Source organism: Gordonia sp. i37 (assembly GCF_002043085.1).
GTDB classification, from domain to species: Bacteria; Actinomycetota; Actinomycetes; order Mycobacteriales; family Mycobacteriaceae; genus Gordonia; species Gordonia polyisoprenivorans.
In genome coordinates, this window is sequence record NZ_MVPX01000070.1 from 1 (window position 1) to 17,304 (window position 17,304).

Consider the following 17,304-nt stretch of genomic DNA (forward strand, 5'->3'; position numbering starts at 1 on the left):
CACGCCGCGCGCTGCTGGTCATCGGGATCGCGGCCTTCGTGTTCTCGCTGGTCCTCGCCGCGCCGATCGTGGTCTCGGTGATCGGTTCCCTGGTGACGCGCGGAACGGGGCCCACCGGCCTGGCACCGACATGGTGGATCGTCCTCGGACCGCTCGGACAATCGGTGACCGCGGCGTGCCTGCTCGCCCACGTTGCCACCGGGGTGACCGGAGCGGCCACCGCCGGCGTCCTCGGCGCCCTCGCCCACGACTACGCGCTCGCGGTGTGGGCCGCGGCGGTGATCTGGATCGTCGTCGCCACCGCCATCACCGCGCGGTCGGTACGCCGCGGACTGCCGTTCGGCCTGACCTGGTGGTCGTTCACCTTCCCGCTGGGCACCTTCGTGACCGGGTCGTCGGCATTGGCGGCGACCACCGGGCACACGATGTTCGCGGTGATCGCAGGTGTCGGGTTCGTCGCCCTGCTCCTGGCCTGGGGGATCGTCGCGACCCGTACCGTCGCCGGGATCGTCGACGGTGCCTTGCTCATCGCCCCCGCCGGAGCGCGTGGCACGCTGGGACGGTGAGCCTCGAAAGGATTCGGCCGTTCCTGTGGCCGGCGTTGGTGGTCGTGGGTCTGGCGATCGTGGGCTGCGCGCAAGCGAGCTGGGGTGCCTCCGATCAGGGGGCGCAACTTCAGGTGAGCGGGCTCGGAGGGGTCAGCGCCAGAGCGGCCGCGACCGCCGACGTCGAGGCGGCCTTCTCCGCCCACACCGAACGGCCGGCGTTGCTCACTCTTGTGTTCGGCATCGTCATCGCCCTGGCGGCGCTGCTGGGTTGGTGGAAGCCGTTTCGCCGCAACACCATCGGCGTACTCGCCGTGTCGGCGGTGATCGTGGCGGCGGGGGTGGCGACGATCGTCGTGTCCGCGATGGTGATCGCCGACCCGGCGGGGCACCTGTTCGACGCCGCGGTCAACGATGCCATCGACGCGCCGGGCCCGCTGTTGTCGCCGGCGTGGGGCGTGATCGCCACCCTGATCCTCGCGGTGCTGAGCGTGGTGCTCGCACCGCTCACCAGTATCCGTCGGGGTCTGATTCGGGAGACTGCGCCGGGATGATCCCCTCGGCGACACCGTGATCGATACTCGCCGAGAGTCGCGGACACGTCCGCATCATCGCCGGGTTGCCGCCGATCCGCCGGATCTCCTCGAGTTCGTCGCAGCGCGCCCGGGCGCTGGGGTTCCACTGCACGCTGGTGTGGTGCGGACTGGTCTTCTTGACCATCACACAGGCGTGGCAGGACCGGCATTCGATCTCCGTCATACCGCCGCGCAGGTAGTGGTCGCGGTCGCGGGCGGTGGCCTCGTGAACCCGGGCGAGGAGTTGCGGGTCGTCGGTGTGGTCGGGAGCCTTTGCCCAGCCCGCGCGGGTCATCGGTTCAGACCCGCGACTCGGTCGTCTCGGCGGACGAGTCGGCCTGTTGCGCCTCGAGTTCCTCGCGGCGCCGAATGTTCTCCTGCACTTCGATGTTCCAGCTCTCGACGGCCTTGGTGGTGTCGATCTCGTACTCGAAGCGCTGGGTCATCTCGTCGGTGACATCGGCCTTGTCGACGTAGAACTGCTCGTACCAGCGACGCAGCTGATAGACCGGTCCGTCCTCCTCGACGAGGAGTGGATTGTCGATGCGCGTCTTGTGCTTCCAGATCTCGACGTCCTGCAGGAAACCGACCTCGATGCCCGCGGTGATCTTCTGGGCCATCTTGTCGGCCTGCTCCGGTGAGAGGCCCTCGGGGATCTTGGCCATCACGCCGTACATGAGGACGAACGAATTGGCGTCGATGGGGTAGTGGCAGTTGGTGAGGATGGTCTCGATGGCGTAGCCGCCGTAGTACTGCACCATCGGATTCAGCATGTACGAGGGCCCGTAATAGGCCGCGATCGACTCCAGGCGGGTGTCGCCGTAGGCGGTGCCCAACGAGATGTCGGGGCGCCCATGGGAATTCATGTATTGCGCCGCGGTCTCACCCTCGAAGACGTTCTTGAAGTAGTCGGGGAGTGCGAAGTGCACGTAGAAGAAGTGCGCCATGTCGACGACGTTGTCGATGATCTCGCGGCAGTTGGAACCCTCGATGACGATCCGATTCCACGTCCACGCGGTCCACTCGTCGCTGTCGACCTCCGACAGCTCCGGGATGATGATTTCCTCCGGGGGAGGATTGCCTTCCGGGTCGTTGTAGACGAACACCTGCCCGTTGCGAACCATGGTCGGCCACGCCCGGGTCTTGGCGAGCTTCGGGTTGCGCTTGGCATAGGGAACCCCGGCGCAGCGTCCGTTGCCCTTCCACAGCCAGCCGTGGAACGGGCAGGCGACGTTGTCACCCTTGACGCTGCCCTGTGACAGATCGCCACCCATGTGTCGGCAGTAGGCGTCGAGCACCTGGATCTGTCCCGACGTGTCGGTCCAGACGACGAGCTTGGTGCCGAAGATCTGCACCGAGTGCGGCTTGCCGTCGGCGAACTCGGCCACCAGGCCCAGGCAGTGCCATCCGCGGGCGAAGCGGGTCGGTGGGGTGCCGGTGTCGATCTCCCGCACGCCCGAATCGGCCGCGTCGGCGGCCGAGGTTGCGGTCGGGGTGCCTGTGCTCACAGCCATTGGCGATCTCTCCCATCGTGGCGCTGCATGCGAATCGCGTACAGCCGATACTAGAACATGTTACAAAAATAGCAGCGGACCGCGGCCGACGAACCCGGATACGGGCAGGAAATGGGCACAAAGTCCCAGTACTCGACATAAATGAGAACGTGTTCTAGTCTTGGAATCGGTACGCGTCACGCCGGTGCTGGTTGGGGGACGAGCACACGAGAAGACACACAGTGAAGAGAACAGGGATGGGTGAGATGCCAGCACGAGAGAGCGATCCGAGTCGGCGCAGCGAGGCCGGCGCGCAGGTCCTGGAAAAGATCAACGCGTTGCTGCCCGAACTCGAGCAGCGTGCGCAGCAGACCGAGGATCTGCGTCGGATTCCCGACGAGACGGTCTCCAGCCTCGAGAGCGCGGGCTTCTTCCGACTCATGCAGCCCGAGCAGTGGGGCGGCTATCAGGTCGATCCGGTGACCTTCTACGAGGCCGTTCGGCGTCTGTCGACGGCGTGCGGGTCCACCGGCTGGGTGTCGGGGATCATCGGTATCCACAACTGGCATCTTGCGCTCTTCGACCAGCAGGCGCAGGAGGACGTGTGGGGCAACGACACCACGGTCCGAATCTCCTCGTCGTACGCCCCGATGGGGATGGGCGAGGTCGTCGACGGTGGGTACAAGGTGAACGGCAACTGGGCGTTCTCGTCGGGATGCGAGATCGCCGATTGGACTTTCGTGGGTGGGCCGGTCATCAAGCGCGGCAAGCCCGTCGATTTCGTCAGCTTCTTGCTGCCCCGCTCGGACTACACGATCAAGGATGTGTGGAATGTGGTCGGGCTCAAGGGCACCGGCTCCAACACCATCGAGGTCAAGGACGCCTTCGTCCCGACCCACCGCGTACTCTCGATGCGCACCATGGCCGAATACCGCAGTCCCGGCCTCGAGCGCAACACCGCGCCGGTCTACCAGATGCCGTGGGGCACCATTCATCCCAGCGTCATCTCGACGCCGATCATCGGAATGGCCTACGGGGCCTACCATTCGCACGTCGAACATCAGGGCAAGCGCGTTCGCGCCGCCTACGCTGGCGAGAAGTCCAAGGACGATCCGTTCGCCAAGGTCCGGATCGCCGGCGCCGCCAGCGACATCGACGCCGCCTGGCGTCAGGTGTCGGGCAACCTGCAGGCCGAATACGACCTCATCCTCGCCGGCGAGGAGATCCCGATGGAGCTGCGGCTGGCCGCTCGGCGTGATCAGGTGCGCGCCACCGGCCGCGCGATCGAGTCGATCGACAGTCTCTTCGAGAACTCGGGTGCCGGTGCGCTGAACGTGGATTCGCCGATCCAGCGGTTCTGGCGCGACGCACACGCCGGACGCGTCCACGCCGCCAATGACCCCGAGCGTGCCTACGTCGCATTCGGCAACGGGGAGTTCGGGATTCCCGTCGGCGACACCATGGTCTGATCCACGTCGATCTGATTCACGCCGATCCGGTGGACAGCACACGCGAGGACAGGAGCACCCAGCACATGACCGACAGTCCCATCCGTTCCCTGGGGTACATGCGCATCGAGGCGACCGACGTCGACGCCTGGCGCGAGTACGGCCTGAAGGTTCTCGGCATGGTCGAGGGCGCCGGTACCGTCGACGGCGCGCTCTACCTGCGGATGGACGATTTCCCGGCTCGCCTGGTGATCGTGCCGGGCGAGCACGACCGGCTGGCGTCCTCCGGCTGGGAATGCGCCAACGCGTCGGCGCTCCAAGACGTCCGAGATCGTTTGTCGGCGGCCGGCGTCGTCTATCGCGAGGCCAAGGACACCGAACTGCTCGAGCGGCAGGTCGTCGAGATGATCGTGTTCACCGACCCGGCCGGCAACACCATCGAGGCGTTTCACGGTGTGGCGCTGCAGCATCGACGTATCGTCAGTCCGTATGGTCACCGCTTCGTCACCGGCGAGCAGGGCCTCGGGCATGTGGTGCTCACCTGCGATGACGACAAGGCCGCACTGGAGTTCTATCGCGACGTCCTCGGCTTCTCGCTGCGCGATTCGATGCGACTGCCACCGCAGGCCGTCGGCCGCGAAGAAGGCGACGAGGTGCCGTGGCTGCGCTTCCTCGGCTGCAATCCACGGCATCACTCGCTGGCGTTCCTGCCGATCCCCAATTCGACGGGCATCGTGCATCTCATGGTCGAGGTCGAGAACTCCGACGACGTGGGTCTGTGCCTCGATCGGGCGTTGCGCCGCAAGGTGAAGATGTCGGCGACCCTCGGTCGGCACGTCAACGACCTCATGCTCTCCTTCTACATGAAGACACCCGGAGGATTCGACGTCGAATTCGGTTGTGAGGGAAGAACCGTCGCCGACGACGACTGGATCGCGCGGGAGAGCACCGCGGTCAGCCTCTGGGGACATGACTTCACCGTCGGATTCTCCCAGTAGCGACGAGTCGGCCATGAGCGCCCATACCCCCTACGGCTCCGCCGATTTCGACTCCCGACAGTTCCGCACCGCGATGGGGCAGTTCTGCACCGGCGTCACCGTGATCACCACGCTCACCGCCGACGACCAGCCGGCCGGATTCGCCTGCCAGTCGTTTGCGGCGTTGTCCCTCGACCCGCCGCTGGTGCTGTTCTGTCCGCAGAAGACCTCACGAACGTGGTCGGTGATCGAGCAGCGGGGCGCCTTCTGCGTCAACGTGCTCTCGAATCGTCAGCAGGACGTGAGTGCGAATTTCGGTGCGCCGCGCGAGGACAAGTTCTCCGGCGTGGTGTGGGACCCTTCGCCCGCGGGACTGCCGGTCATCCGGCACTGCCTGACCTGGGCGGAGTGCACCATCGAACAGGTCGCCGACGGTGGTGATCACCACATCGTCATCGGCCGCGCACAGACGCTGGGAGAAGTGTTGCAGGACAAGCCGTTGTTGTTCTACCGCGGCGGATACCTCTCCACCGAGCACCCGCGCGTGACTCCCGCGCAGGCCGAACTCGAGAACTTCCTGACCTGGACCGGAGGGGACACCTGGCTATGAGTGCACCGAGCATCACGATCGCCGAACAGGCCACCAAGCCGTTCACCGATGCCATCGCCGAGGCCGAGAAGCTGATCCGTTCAGCGGAATTCGTGAGCAGCGAACAGGATCTGGCCGAGGGTCTCGACTATCTCGCCGGCAGTATCTCGGCGATCGGTCACCTGGTTCGTACCCGCAACCTCAGCCACCCGGTGTTCGTCGCCTCGACCGGGCCGTACACCAAGATGGGCCTGGACAACCCCGACACCCTCTACTATCACGCCGACATCGACCCCGCCGGAACCTACCGGGTGTGGGGTCGGCGGGGCACCACTGCCGACCTGAGTTTTCAAGTGCTGCGCGGAGATTACACCCCCGATGAGGTCCCGGGCGGTGACGATGCGTTCGACGACCGGCGCATCACAATCGCCGACGACGGCGTCTTCGAGATCGTCTTCCGCCCCGCGGGCAGCGTACCGGGCGGCGCGGACGAGTTCGTCCTGCCCGACGGCGCCACCACACTGTCGGTGCGCGAGGTCTACTCCGACTGGGCCCAGCGCAAGGGCGCCATCGCCATCGAACGCGTCGACACGAGCGGAACCGCGCCCACCGAACCGGATCTCGAACGGGTGACCCGTCGCTACCGGACCGCGGCCAAGATGTTGACCGCGCGCATCAACACCTGGTTCAACTTTCCCAAGTGGTTCTACCTCGACGAGCCGGTGAACACCTTCACCCCGCCGCGGCTGACACCCGGTGGGCTGGCCACCCAGTTCTCGTCGGTCGGCCACTATCGTCTCGCCCCCGACGAGGCGATCCTCGTCACCGTCCCGAAGTCCGAGGCGCCCTACCAGGGATTCCAACTCGGCAGCCTGTGGTACATCTCGCTGGACTACGTCCATCATCAAACGAGTCTGAATTCGGCTCAGGCGCAGGTCGATCCCGACGGGATGATCCGCATGGTGATCTCGCATACCGATCCGCACATCGCCAACTGGATCGAGACCACCGGGCGCGAACGCGGGATCATGCAGTTCCGCTGGCAGCGGACCGAGCGACCGATCACCGGCGAACAGGGCCCGACGGCACAGGTCATCGACGTCGGCGACGTAGCGGCGCATCTACCGTATCTCGAACGCAACCGGGTCGACGCGGACGGCTGGGCGCAGCGAATAGCACAGCGGCAGCAAGGCTTTGCCGAGAGGATGCTCGCATGAGTGACGGACTACTGGCCGACAAGGTCGTCGTCGTGTCGGGTGTCGGGCCCGGGCTCGGACGATCGATCTGTGTTCGGGCCGCGGCCGCCGGGGCGAGCGTGGTCCTCGCGGCTCGGACCGAATCCAGGCTCAAGGAGGTGGCCGCCGAACTCGACACGCCCACGCTCGTCGTGCCGACCGACATCACCGACGACGACGCCGTCGACGCACTGGTGAGCGCCGCCGTCGGCGAATTCGGTGGTGTCGATGTGCTGGTGAACAACGCTTTCGCGTTGCCGTCGATGAAACCGTTGGCCCGCACCGACTTCGACCAGATCACCGCGAGTCTGGACCTGACCGTGCTCGGCACCCTGCGGGTGATCAAGGCGTTCACCGATGCTCTCGCCGAGAGGGACGGGTCGATCGTCAACATCAACTCGATGGTGATCCGTCATTCCGAGCCCCGCTACGGCAGTTACAAGCTGGCGAAGTCGGCGATGCTCGCGATGTCGCAGACCCTGGCCACCGAGCTGGGGGACAAGGGGATTCGGATCAACTCGGTGGCGCCCGGCTACATCTGGGACGACCAGCTGAAGTGGTACTTCGGCGAAGTGGCCAAGAAGTACGGCATCACCCCCGAGCAGGTGTACGAGCAGACGGCGGGCCGCTCCGACCTACATCGCCTACCCGAGCCTGATGAGATTGCCGACGCGGTGGTCTTCCTCGCCTCGCCGATGGCCCGCGCCATCACCGGTCACACCCTCGACGTGAACTGCGGTGAATACCATGACTAGATCGACGCTGACGACCGTGGGTACCGTCGACGACCTCCACGAATCAGCCATGCGGGCGACCGGTCTGGATGATTTCGGCGATGACGGGTACCGCGAGGCGCTGGCGATCCTGCTCACCTCGTACGCCGAAGAGGCCGGGCTCACCGAACTCGGCAGCAAGATGTTCCGGTACTTCCTCAAGGGGGCGCTGGTGGCGCGGCTGCTGAGCGAGGCGTCGTGGAAGGCCAACCCCGGCTACGTCGACGTGCCGATCACCCGGCCGATCTTCGTCACCGGGCTGCCGCGTACCGGGACCACCGCACTGCATCGGCTGCTCACCGCCGATCCCGCCCATCAGGGCCTCGAGATGTGGTTGTGCGACGTCCCGCAGCCGCGTCCGCCGCGCGAGACGTGGTCGGAAAACCCGGTGTTCACACAGATCAACGCGGGCTTCGCCCAACACCACGTGGAGAACCCGGAGTTCCTGGGACTGCACTACATGGATGCGGCCGAAGTCGAGGAATGCTGGCAGTTGTTGCGGCAGAGCATGATGTCGATCTCCTACGAGTCACTGGCGTACCTGCCCACTTATTCGCGCTGGCTCGCCGGCCAGGACTGGACGCCCGCGTACGCCCGACACAAACGCAACCTGCAGCTCATCGGCTCCAACGATCCCGAAAAGCGCTGGGTACTCAAGAATCCCAGCCACCTGTTCGCCTTGGATGCGCTGATGGCCACCTATCCCGATGCTCTGGTGATCCAGACACATCGGGCGCCGGAAACGATCATCGCCTCCATGTGTAGCCTCGCCGAACATGCCACTCCGGGGTGGTCGACGACCTTCGTCGGCGAGCGGATTGGTGCCTCACAGCTCGAACTGTGGTCGCGTGGTCTGCGCGAATTCTCGAGTGCCCGACAGCGATACGACCCCGCACAGTTCGTCGACGTCGAGTTCGACGAACTGCGAGCAGACCCGTTCGGCGTCGTCGACCGCGTGTACGCGGCATTGGGGGCATCGGTGTCCGACGCGGCTCGAGCGGCGATGCGGGTGCTCGACGAGGAGAGCCGTTCGGGGGCGCGAGCACCCCGCCACACCTACCGGCTGGCCGACTACGGTCTCGACGAGGACACCGTGACAACCGCTTTCGCTTCCTGATCGCTCTTATCAGAGTGATCGATCACCGCCGTCAGGCGCCGGTCGGGTGGTTGGGGTCCGCGGGGGTGCAGCAGATCGGCGAGTGCTGTCCGCACGCATTCGGTGAACAACCGGCTGTCGGTGACGGCCGCGGGATCGCAATTCACGCCGAGGAAGACGCCGCCGGCGTAGGACATCAGTCCCACGTTGACCGCGGCCCCCGACTTGGGTGCGAACGGGATGAGCTTGGTGACCTTGGCGCCCGCGGTGTAGACCGGCATCGGTGGGCCGGGGACGTTCGTCGCGGCGACGTCGACCCCCTTCATCAACGAACCCGCGATCGAGGTGGTCAGTGAGGCCGGCAATGAGGCGAGCAACTGGTAGACGATGGTCGAGGCGCGCAGTGCCGGATCGTGTTGGGCCCGCCGCACCACGGGCTCGATCCGTCGGAGCAGACCACTGACGTCGGCCGGCTCGGCCGGCATCACGAAACGTGCGGGTACCCAATGATTCCCGGCTGCCTCGTCGGAGTCGGTCCGCACACTGACCGGCATGTTGACCCGGACTCGGCGCAATTGCTCGCCCAACGCGACGTGATAGTCGCGCAGCGCTGCGGTCACCACCGCCAGGAAACAGGTGTTGAGCGTGGTGTCATGCCGGCGTGCGGCGGACTTGAGGGCATCGAGAGGCACCTCCACCACCGAGAAGTCCACCGACAGTGAGCGATCCGACATCAAGGTGGACAGCGGACGGCCCTGGGGTGCGAGCATCCGAATCGTCGACGCCGCGGTGTCGACGGCCTGTCGGGTCACACCCACGGGGTTGGTGACGGCGGTCCTGCCGGTCGAGAACGCCAGTCGTGCGAGCCGGGCGGCGTCGTAGGCGGCGGCGCGGACCTCGAACCCCACGGCCTGCTCGACCCGATGGATCAGGCTCGACGGTTCGGCGGCCGGCACTGTCGGCATGTCTCCGCGTTCCGGGGCATCGCGGGAGAGGTCGAACAGCGAGGCAGCCATTGCCAGACCACCGATGCCGTCGGTGATGCAGTGGTGGATCTTCACGATCAGCGCGGCCTGATCGCCGACGAGGCCGGTGATGATCGCGGCCTCCCACAGCGGGCGCGCACGATCGAAGTCGGCCTCGCTCATCCGCTCTGCGAAGTCGAGGACCTCGGCGAGCGCCTCGCGTTCGCCTGGTGCGCGTCGCCACCGCAGGTGGAATCCGGCGTCGAAATGCGGGTCGACCTCCCAGCGTGGCGGAGCCAGCGACATCGGATTACCGACGGCCCGCTGACGTAGGCGCGGCTGCAATCGGGTCAGTCGTTCGGTGCGGTCGGTCACCAGCGCGAGATCAGGTGCGCGGTCGAGCATAGCGACCAGCGTGATCGACGACCGCAACAGCGGGTCGTCCTCGATGCCGAACATCACCGCGTCGAATGCGCCCATCCTGGGATCGAGGCCAACCATGTGCGTATTGTGCGACAGGCATCCTCGCCGGTGCCACGGTTTGCGCGAGGTCGGCGATCATCGGCGGGGGATGACACCTAGGGTTGATCACATGTCCGAGAAGTACGAACGCCGTACCGACGACGGGTTCCGCCGACTGATCGCCTTCACCGACGCCGTTGTTGCGATCGCGTTGACGTTGCTCGTCCTGCCGCTCGTCGACATCATCCACGACGTCGCCCAGGACTCGACGGTGGGGCAGGTATTCGACGAGCATTCCGACGAGATCATCGGCTTCTTGATCAGTTTCGTCGTGATCTGGGTGCTGTGGCGCAACCACCACGGCACCTTCGAGTACTTCAAGACCTACGACCGGATGATCTTCAACCTTCATCTGCCGTGGCTGCTGACCATCGTGGTGCTGCCCTTCGTCACCCGCTGATCAGTGGAAACACTCTCAAGGGAGCCAACGTCGTCTATATGGCGGTGCTGTGGCTGTCGATCGCGTCGGTGGTGGTGATGTCGATGTGGGGCCGTCGGCACCGCGAACTGCTCCACTCCGGCGACGACGTCGACGCCTGGCTTGCCCGGCTGCCCGACTTCGGCACCCCGATCCTGCTGACCGTCGCGATCGTGATCACGCTGGTGGTGCCGGGCTCGGGGCTGTACTCACTGCTCCTGTTGTTCGCCGTCGGCCCCGTCAACGCCGTGATCGAACGGTGGGTCGGCCGGGGCCGAACCGCCTGAGCTGCACCGGCCGGCGGGGTCTTCCCGGTCGTCGAGGTGTGACGAGCCGCTAGGCGAGGAGCCTCGAGACGCGGTGCGCATTCCCGGTCGTCGAGGTGTGACGAGCCGCTAGGCGAGGAGCCTCGAGACGCGGTGCGGTGGTGCTGGTTCTCAATCGGGTCACCGACCCGGATCATCCACCGGGTAGTCGTCGAACACGGTCTTCCAGTACTGCTCCGGAAGCTCGACGCCGCGGCGGAGAACGATCGCCAGGCCGGTGGCCATGGCGATACCCAGAAGCCCCAGCCACAGGCCGCCGAGTGCGAGCGCCACGAGCGCGATGGTGTGCAACACCGGCCACCCGTCGAGCAGAAGAAGAATCGGCGCGAACAACAGGCTCACCACGATGTAGGACGACGAGCCGAAGCGGTCGCTGCGCATGATCATCCGCAGCCAACGTGGGACGTCGATGTCGGGCGAGGTGTCGGTGTCGGCGGTCGTGGTCATATCGTGCTCCTCTCGTCGGTTCCATTCCACTGTTCGCGGGGTTGCGTGGTCAATGACCTTGGAGGTCATGGTTGCCACCACCGAGCCGGTACGGACGAGCGAATCAGATCGTGCCGGAAAGATGCTGCGGGACTGGCGGCTTCGCAAGGGGCTCTCACAGCTCGCGCTCTCCTCGCAGGCCGGGATCAGTGCTCGGCATCTGAGTTTCGTCGAGACCGGGCGCTCGGTGCCCAGCACCGAGCTGATCGTTCATCTCGGAGAGCATCTGGAAATACCTCTGCGCGAACGCAATCGGATTCTCCTGGCGGCCGGTCATGCTCCGGTCTACTCCCATCATCGGCCCGACGACCCCGAGCTCGCGGTGGTGCGCAGTGAGCTGTCGCAGATGATCGCCGCTGTCGAGCCGGTGCCCGCGGTCATCTGCGACCGCCATTGGGGGCTGGTCGAAGCCAACGGGACGATCGCAGTGCTGCTCGACGGATGTGCGCCGCACCTGCTCGAACCGCCCGCCAACGTCCTACGGCTGACCCTGCATCCCGACGGTATGGCCCCGCGGATCGCCAACCTCGCGACGATACGGAACCATCTGATCGGTCAGGTGCGTCGGCGTGCGGAGTGGACCGGGGATCGCGTCCTTGCCGATCTCGCCCGCGAACTATCCGCGTACCCAAGCGATTCCGATGAGGAGTCCGAATCCGTGGACGACTCGGTCGTGGTGCCTCTGCGGCTGAGACATCCCGACGGCGAACTGAGTTTCTTCACCATGGCCGCCGCCTTGACCTCGGCTCGCGACGTCACGATCGACGAGTACACCGTCGAGCTGTTCGCGCCGGCCGACGGTCGGACCCGAGAATTCTTGACCGACCACGCGTAGCCGCGCTGTCTCGCTCCCGGCGGCATCTGCCGAACGCAGTACCCGTTTGCGAAGTTTGTGGGTTCTTCTGCCGACTCGGCTTACGCTTGAACCGCAACGGCGCATTCGCCGAATCTCGAGGAGCATCATGGCAGATCCGTGGGAGCAGATCCTCCACCATACCTTTTCCGGGACGCCCGGAGTGATCGCCGACCTGTCGCCGGCACGGCGATATCCCGGTGTTCCACAACAGATCACACTGAATCAGTATCTTCGCGACGGCACCGCGCCGGGCTCCGGGGTGATCGATTTCCGGGGCGGCGGCGTGGTCACCGCTCGGCTTCCGGGTGTGAACCCGTTGCGTGGACTGCGTGTCGAGGTGACCGTCGCCGGTGAGGCACAAGCGGACGGATATCTCGTTGCCGGAGATGGGTTTTCACTGACAGTCGGCTCCGGGTATCTGAACCTGTACCTCCGGGGAACCGGTCCGGTCCCCTCTGATCTTCTGCATGTTGCACCGTTTCGGCCGAGCCCCGACCGCTGGAACACCGTCGGCTTCCTCCATGACGGGGTGTCCTCGGTCTTCATGACCATCGACGGCTCGGTGGTCAATGAAATCGACGGTGTCGGCCTATCCGCCCTGCGGGCGGTGAGCATCGGCAATTCGGCCGCCATGGCGCATCCCTTCGGTGGTCTCATCGACGACGTCGCGATCTGGCGGGCCAATCCGCATCGGATCAACGACGAGTTCCTCGGCCGCCCGATGGATGAGGCAACCAGGCAATGCTGGTTGGAATGGGTTGCGAGAGTTCGGGACTTCGCCCGGACCGACCCGGACTGTGTGTCTCGGGTCCTCGACCTCGTCCGCGCGGCGGTCGACGACATGCTGGCCCGCGGCTCGGCTCACGGAGCCGAGGTCCGCAGGCAATGGCAGGACGTCTCACGGGAGTACCGCGATCTGTGGAGCAACGGCCGCCTCGACGACGTCGCCGAATTGCTCGTCGAGCGTTACCGAGCGCTCGCCGCGCAGGGGCTCGACCCCATGGAGTCGCCGACGTTCGTTGCGCTCCGCGATGATCCGTGCTTCGCGCAGATGGTCGAGAGCATCGGCGCCGCGACGTGCGACCCCGACTTCACCGGTGAGATCAACGGCGTCATCTCCGGTATCGACGCGATCCGCAACCCGACCGGACCGACCTGAGGAAGACACATGATCCGCCAACCCCTCACCGCTGATGCGGTCACGACCAACACCTCGACCTTCACGACGGCGTCGTTCACCGTTCCCGCGGACGCCCGGGTTCTGGTGTTCGTCGCCAGTGCTGCGGCCGGATTGCTTGCCGGAACCCCGAATCCGCCGGCGATCTCCGGGGCCAACCTACTCTTCGAGCAGCTGAACACGGTGACCATCGACGGCGTGGACCGTAGGCGCATCACGGCATTTGCGGCGAGCGCCGCCGCGGCCACCAGGGGTGCCTTGACACTCACCTTCGACGACCAACGTCAGGATCTGTGCGCGTGGTCGGTGATCGCCTACACCGGAGTCGTGGTCACCGGACCCCTTGCCTCGTTCACGGGGTCGGGGACCGGTACCGATCTCTCGATCACGACGCCGGTGACCGGTGATGGCCTGACGGTCGTGGCTGCGGTCACGGTGACCTCCTCGACCCTGGTGAGCCCGCGCGGTGGGGCGACCGAGGTGCACGACGTCACCAACCAACAGCTGGGCAATCGGGCCATCACCCTGGAAACCGAGGATCGCGACTCCGCCGCGTCGTCGATGGCGTGGGGATGGACGGGCAACGCGTCCGCCGCCGGCATCGCAGTCGCACTGCCCGCGGTGACCCCGACCCCGGGACCGAGACCCGGCCCGGCCCCTCTCGCCGAACAGCTGGCGCTGCGGTTCGCCCCGATTCTCCACCTGCACCCGGCCGAGCGTTTCGTGCCCGTCGATGCCAAGCGCTACGTGGAGAACTCGGCGGTGTGGAAGGCGGGATCGCCGTTCGACACCACCAGCACCTGGGGTGGGAATCCCGGGGACCCGTATCCACGGCGGCCGGTGGCCGAGGCCGGTTCGGTGTCGGCGCGGGTCGGCGAACCCGGCGAGTCGATCGGCGGTGCGAAGCTCGGGTCCGTCGGCCCCGACGTGGACACGTTCCTGCAGTTCGCCGGGTGGACCGATGCCGAGGGAACATCGAGTGACACGGTCGACATCGACAGCGTGACGACCTACAGCGACGCCGATGGCATTGCCGCCCGATACCGCGACGAACCGGTACTCGCCGACAGCAGACACTGGTATCACGCCGAGTACATCGAACCCGACACACTGCTCGCGCGTGCCGCCGCCGACCCCCGCGGACTCGACAAGGTTCTCGGCACATACGTGAGTCGTCCCGGTCTGCTGTGTTATCACCTGTTCTTTCCCTATCATTCGGAGTCGGTCGGACAGGATTCCGGAGACTGTGCCGGATCGATCACGGCGCAACAAGCTCTGTCGCATGCCGGCGATTGGCACTGTGTCGCAGTGCTTCTCGATGTACCCAAGAATGAACCCACGAACGCGGTTCCGCGCCTGATCGGTACGACCGTCTCGCGGCTGAGCGCCGACGACGGAGGGGTCGAGCCGCCGGCGTACTCCTCCGATCCGGACGCCGCCGTCACGATGACCGTGCGGTCCTGGCGGCCGACGTCCGGAGCGACCGCGGGACTGCCCAAGCTCGCCGGCGGCCACCCCCGCATCTACGTTGCCGCCGGGACCCATTCGATGTACGTGTCACCGGGCGAGCGGGCGGCGCTGTCACCGAGCGCGGGCACTGCGTTCTGTGGCCGCTTCGACCCGGGCGTACCCATTCCGGAGGATCTCATCCCACATTCCGACGAGAGTCTCGGCGAGGACATGCTCGCCTTCTTGGCGAAACTCCTCGGTGGAGCCGGGATCGGTGGTGCATTCGGCGGGCTCGTCGGTCCGATCGGGTTGGCGGCCGGGCTGATCGCTGCCGGTGCGGAGGGAGTGCTGCCGCACTCCTACGGCCTCGACATCATGGGCTACGGCGACGTCCCCGACACCGACAAGGCACCCGGCGACGAGGAGTCGACCGTGCTCGCGCCGCCCGGGGTCACGGTGTCGGGAACTGCTGATCGGATCGACTGGGCCTCGCGCCGTGACCTCGTCATCGACGGCCGCACATACGACTTCGTCGTCGACCGGACGACTCAGACCTGGTGGCCGTCACCCGCGCGGGAATCGGGTTTTCAGGGACGATGGGGGCAGCGTGTCACCGCCGATGTCGACGCGCTGCGTGCCGGTCCCCGCATGCCCGACATGGTGGACCTGTTTCTCGATGCCCTCACCGACGGCGACAATCGGGACTTGTTCCCCGCGTGACCGGTGTCACGGGCCGACATCGAGCACCGTCGGCACTCAGCCGCGCAACCGCTCCACCATATCGGCGACGACCTCATGCGGTTGGCCGAACAGCTGGGAACTCGATTGTGCACGTTTGAAGTACAGCTGGATGTCGTGTTCCCAGGTGATGCCGATGCCCCCGTGGATCTGGATGGCGTCGCCGGCGACGCTCGCGTAGGCCTCCGAGCAGTGGACGCGGGCGGCCGCCGCGAGTTCCGCGGCGTCGGCCGAACCGGCGGCGAGTGCGTTGACCGCGGCGTGGGATATCGCCCGCGACGTCGCCACGAGCGCGTACATGTCGGCCATCCGGTGTTTGAGTGCCTGGAACGATCCGATGGCGCGGCCGAACTGGTTGCGCTCCTTGCTGTATCCGACGGTCAGGTCCAGAGCACGGGCGGCGCCACCGACCTGCTCCGCCGACATCAGAGCCCAGGCCGCGGTCCGGATCGTGTCGACGGTCCCGGCGCGGGCGGTGATCGTCTCGGCGGGCACGTCGTCGAAAGTGACCGACGCGAGCGGGCGTGTCGGGTCGAGTAGTGGTTGCGGAGTGATCGTCACGCCTTCGGCACGGGCATCGACGTCGTGGACGGTGAGTCCGGCGTCGGTGCCGGCGACGACCAGCAAGTGATCGGCAGATTCCGCGTCGAGAACGTAATGGGCTGTGCCCGAGAGCAGTCCGGCCTCCGCGCGGACACCGGACGACGACCACCCCGACGGTGCCGCCCAACACAGCGCGACGATCGACGTCCCCGCGGCGATCGCGGGCAGCAACCGCGCCGAGGCCGCATCGTCACCGGCGGCCAGCAGCGCGGCGCTCGCGAGCGCCGCCGAGAACACCGGCACCACCGACAGTGCGCCCCCGAGTTCCTCGAGCACCACTGCGGTCTCGACGAAGCTCGCCCCGGCACCACCGAACTCCTCGGGAATCGGCAGTGCCGCGGCACCGATCTCGGTCGACAGCGTCTGCCACAACCCTCGGTCGATGCGTGGTGTTTCCGTCATCGATGCACGCAGCGCGGCGGAACCACCTCGCTGTTTGAGCAACGCGGCGATCGACTCCCGCAGGGCCTCTCGTTCCTCGGTGGAGATGGATTCGCGCACAGTGGGTTCGGTGGTCACAGCGTCTCCAGGATTCGCGCCCGATGCGCGGCGGGGGTACCCCACGCGCCGATCAGGGCGCGGGTCTTGGTCAGATACAGGGAGAGATCGTGCTCGGCGGTGTACCCGATCGCCCCGAGCACCTGCAGAGCATGACGCGACGCCAGGTACGCCGCATCGGCGGCGGCCACCTTCGCCGCGGAGATGTCGCGGCCCACGTCGGTGCCCTCCGGGGCTCCGCCGTCGACGCCGACGGCCGCGCCGTGAATCAGCGGCCGTGCCATCTCCAACGCGATGGCGACATCGGCCAGATGGTGCTTGACGGCCTGGAAGGAGCCGATGGCGCGACCGAACTGCTTGCGCGCCACCGCGTACTCCGACGCGATCGACAGCATCCGATCACCCAGACCGAGCAACTGGGCGCCGGTGGCCAGCGCGCCGAGATCGGCTGCGGCAGTACCGTTCACCTCGGTGGCGACCGGGTCGGACGCGCTGACTTCGGAGACCGTGCGGGCCGGGTCCACCGTGCGGTGGG

Annotated in this window: 16 protein-coding genes and 2 pseudogenes; 12 read left to right on the forward strand and 6 right to left on the reverse strand. The window is 66.5% G+C overall.

All coding sequences use genetic code 11. From position 1 onward, the window contains the following. Together B1964_RS02950 and B1964_RS02955 are read left to right on the forward strand one after the other, a co-directional pair. Window positions 1-566, forward strand: a pseudogene (locus B1964_RS02950) (TDT family transporter); the annotation flags it as partial. Then, window positions 563-1,099, forward strand: coding sequence for a hypothetical protein (locus B1964_RS02955; protein WP_079928746.1), 537 nt, complete (start codon window positions 563-565; stop codon window positions 1,097-1,099). The pseudogene B1964_RS02950 and the gene B1964_RS02955, both read left to right, overlap by 4 nt. On the opposite strand, the gene B1964_RS02960 is transcribed toward B1964_RS02955, so the two are convergent. Together B1964_RS02960 and B1964_RS02965 are read right to left on the reverse strand one after the other, a co-directional pair. Then, window positions 1,053-1,415, reverse strand: coding sequence for a hypothetical protein (locus B1964_RS02960; RefSeq protein WP_006369800.1), 363 nt, complete (start codon window positions 1,413-1,415; stop codon window positions 1,053-1,055). The two genes, B1964_RS02955 and B1964_RS02960, sit on opposite strands and share 47 nt — an antisense overlap. Before the next feature lie 4 nt (window positions 1,416-1,419). After that, complete coding sequence (locus B1964_RS02965) at window positions 1,420-2,634, reverse strand: Rieske 2Fe-2S domain-containing protein (RefSeq protein ID WP_079928747.1); 1,215 nt, start codon at window positions 2,632-2,634, stop codon at window positions 1,420-1,422. A 236-nt stretch (window positions 2,635-2,870) separates the two neighbouring features. Here B1964_RS02965 and hsaA point away from each other — a divergent pair, with 236 nt between their 5' ends. From hsaA to B1964_RS02995, 6 genes are all read left to right on the forward strand, one after another. Beyond that, window positions 2,871-4,082, forward strand: a complete 1,212-nt coding sequence (gene hsaA, locus B1964_RS02970; protein ID WP_014361381.1) for a 3-hydroxy-9,10-secoandrosta-1,3,5(10)-triene-9,17-dione monooxygenase oxygenase subunit — start codon at window positions 2,871-2,873, stop codon at window positions 4,080-4,082. Between the two features lie 65 nt (window positions 4,083-4,147). Next, complete coding sequence (hsaC, locus tag B1964_RS02975) at window positions 4,148-5,059, forward strand: iron-dependent extradiol dioxygenase HsaC (protein WP_026919881.1); 912 nt, start codon at window positions 4,148-4,150, stop codon at window positions 5,057-5,059. A gap of 13 nt (window positions 5,060-5,072) precedes the next feature. Beyond that, window positions 5,073-5,648: a 3-hydroxy-9,10-secoandrosta-1,3,5(10)-triene-9,17-dione monooxygenase reductase subunit gene (gene hsaB / locus B1964_RS02980; protein ID WP_020170136.1), complete on the forward strand. Its 576-nt coding sequence runs from the start codon at window positions 5,073-5,075 to the stop codon at window positions 5,646-5,648. Further along, window positions 5,645-6,844: a hypothetical protein gene (locus tag B1964_RS02985; protein WP_079928748.1), complete on the forward strand. Its 1,200-nt coding sequence runs from the start codon at window positions 5,645-5,647 to the stop codon at window positions 6,842-6,844. The genes hsaB and B1964_RS02985 overlap by 4 nt, the downstream gene beginning before the upstream one ends. Continuing rightward, window positions 6,841-7,617, forward strand: a complete 777-nt coding sequence (locus tag B1964_RS02990) for an SDR family oxidoreductase (protein ID WP_079928749.1) — start codon at window positions 6,841-6,843, stop codon at window positions 7,615-7,617. The genes B1964_RS02985 and B1964_RS02990 overlap by 4 nt, the downstream gene beginning before the upstream one ends. Beyond that, window positions 7,610-8,752 (forward strand): sulfotransferase, encoded by a 1,143-nt coding sequence (locus B1964_RS02995; RefSeq protein WP_079928750.1) that lies wholly within the window; start codon window positions 7,610-7,612, stop codon window positions 8,750-8,752. The genes B1964_RS02990 and B1964_RS02995 overlap by 8 nt, the downstream gene beginning before the upstream one ends. Here the strand turns inward: B1964_RS02995 and B1964_RS03000 are convergent. Next, on the reverse strand, window positions 8,707-10,197 hold the full coding sequence (locus B1964_RS03000) for a wax ester/triacylglycerol synthase domain-containing protein (protein WP_253193862.1): 1,491 nt from the start codon (window positions 10,195-10,197) through the stop codon (window positions 8,707-8,709). The two genes, B1964_RS02995 and B1964_RS03000, sit on opposite strands and share 46 nt — an antisense overlap. Window positions 10,198-10,288: 91 nt before the next feature. On the opposite strand from B1964_RS03000, the pseudogene B1964_RS03005 reads away from it, so the two are divergent. Further along, a pseudogene (locus B1964_RS03005) lies at window positions 10,289-10,923 on the forward strand (TMEM175 family protein). A gap of 159 nt (window positions 10,924-11,082) precedes the next feature. On the opposite strand, the gene B1964_RS03010 reads toward B1964_RS03005, so the two are convergent. After that, window positions 11,083-11,409, reverse strand: a complete 327-nt coding sequence (locus tag B1964_RS03010) for a hypothetical protein (RefSeq protein ID WP_006369810.1) — start codon at window positions 11,407-11,409, stop codon at window positions 11,083-11,085. Window positions 11,410-11,467: 58 nt separating this feature from the next. Here B1964_RS03010 and B1964_RS03015 point away from each other — a divergent pair, with 58 nt between their 5' ends. From B1964_RS03015 to B1964_RS03025, 3 genes are all read left to right on the forward strand, one after another. Continuing rightward, window positions 11,468-12,283: a helix-turn-helix transcriptional regulator gene (locus B1964_RS03015; protein WP_079928754.1), complete on the forward strand. Its 816-nt coding sequence runs from the start codon at window positions 11,468-11,470 to the stop codon at window positions 12,281-12,283. A gap of 127 nt (window positions 12,284-12,410) precedes the next feature. Next, window positions 12,411-13,463 carry a LamG domain-containing protein gene (locus tag B1964_RS03020; protein WP_253193863.1) on the forward strand — a complete coding sequence of 351 codons (1,053 nt, stop codon included), beginning with the start codon at window positions 12,411-12,413 and terminating at the stop codon, window positions 13,461-13,463. Window positions 13,464-13,472: 9 nt separating this feature from the next. Then, the gene (locus B1964_RS03025; RefSeq protein ID WP_079928752.1) at window positions 13,473-15,650 is read left to right on the forward strand and encodes a hypothetical protein; all 2,178 of its coding nucleotides are present in this window, start codon (window positions 13,473-13,475) and stop codon (window positions 15,648-15,650) included. A 36-nt stretch (window positions 15,651-15,686) separates the two neighbouring features. Here B1964_RS03025 and B1964_RS03030 read toward each other — a convergent pair whose 3' ends face one another. Both B1964_RS03030 and B1964_RS03035 read right to left on the reverse strand, forming a co-directional pair. Further along, complete coding sequence (locus B1964_RS03030; RefSeq protein ID WP_079928753.1) at window positions 15,687-16,790, reverse strand: acyl-CoA dehydrogenase family protein; 1,104 nt, start codon at window positions 16,788-16,790, stop codon at window positions 15,687-15,689. Beyond that, window positions 16,787-17,304, reverse strand: a 518-nt coding sequence (locus B1964_RS03035) for an acyl-CoA dehydrogenase family protein (protein WP_290440676.1), incomplete at its 5' end; no start/stop codon positions are given. The genes B1964_RS03035 and B1964_RS03030, both read right to left, overlap by 4 nt.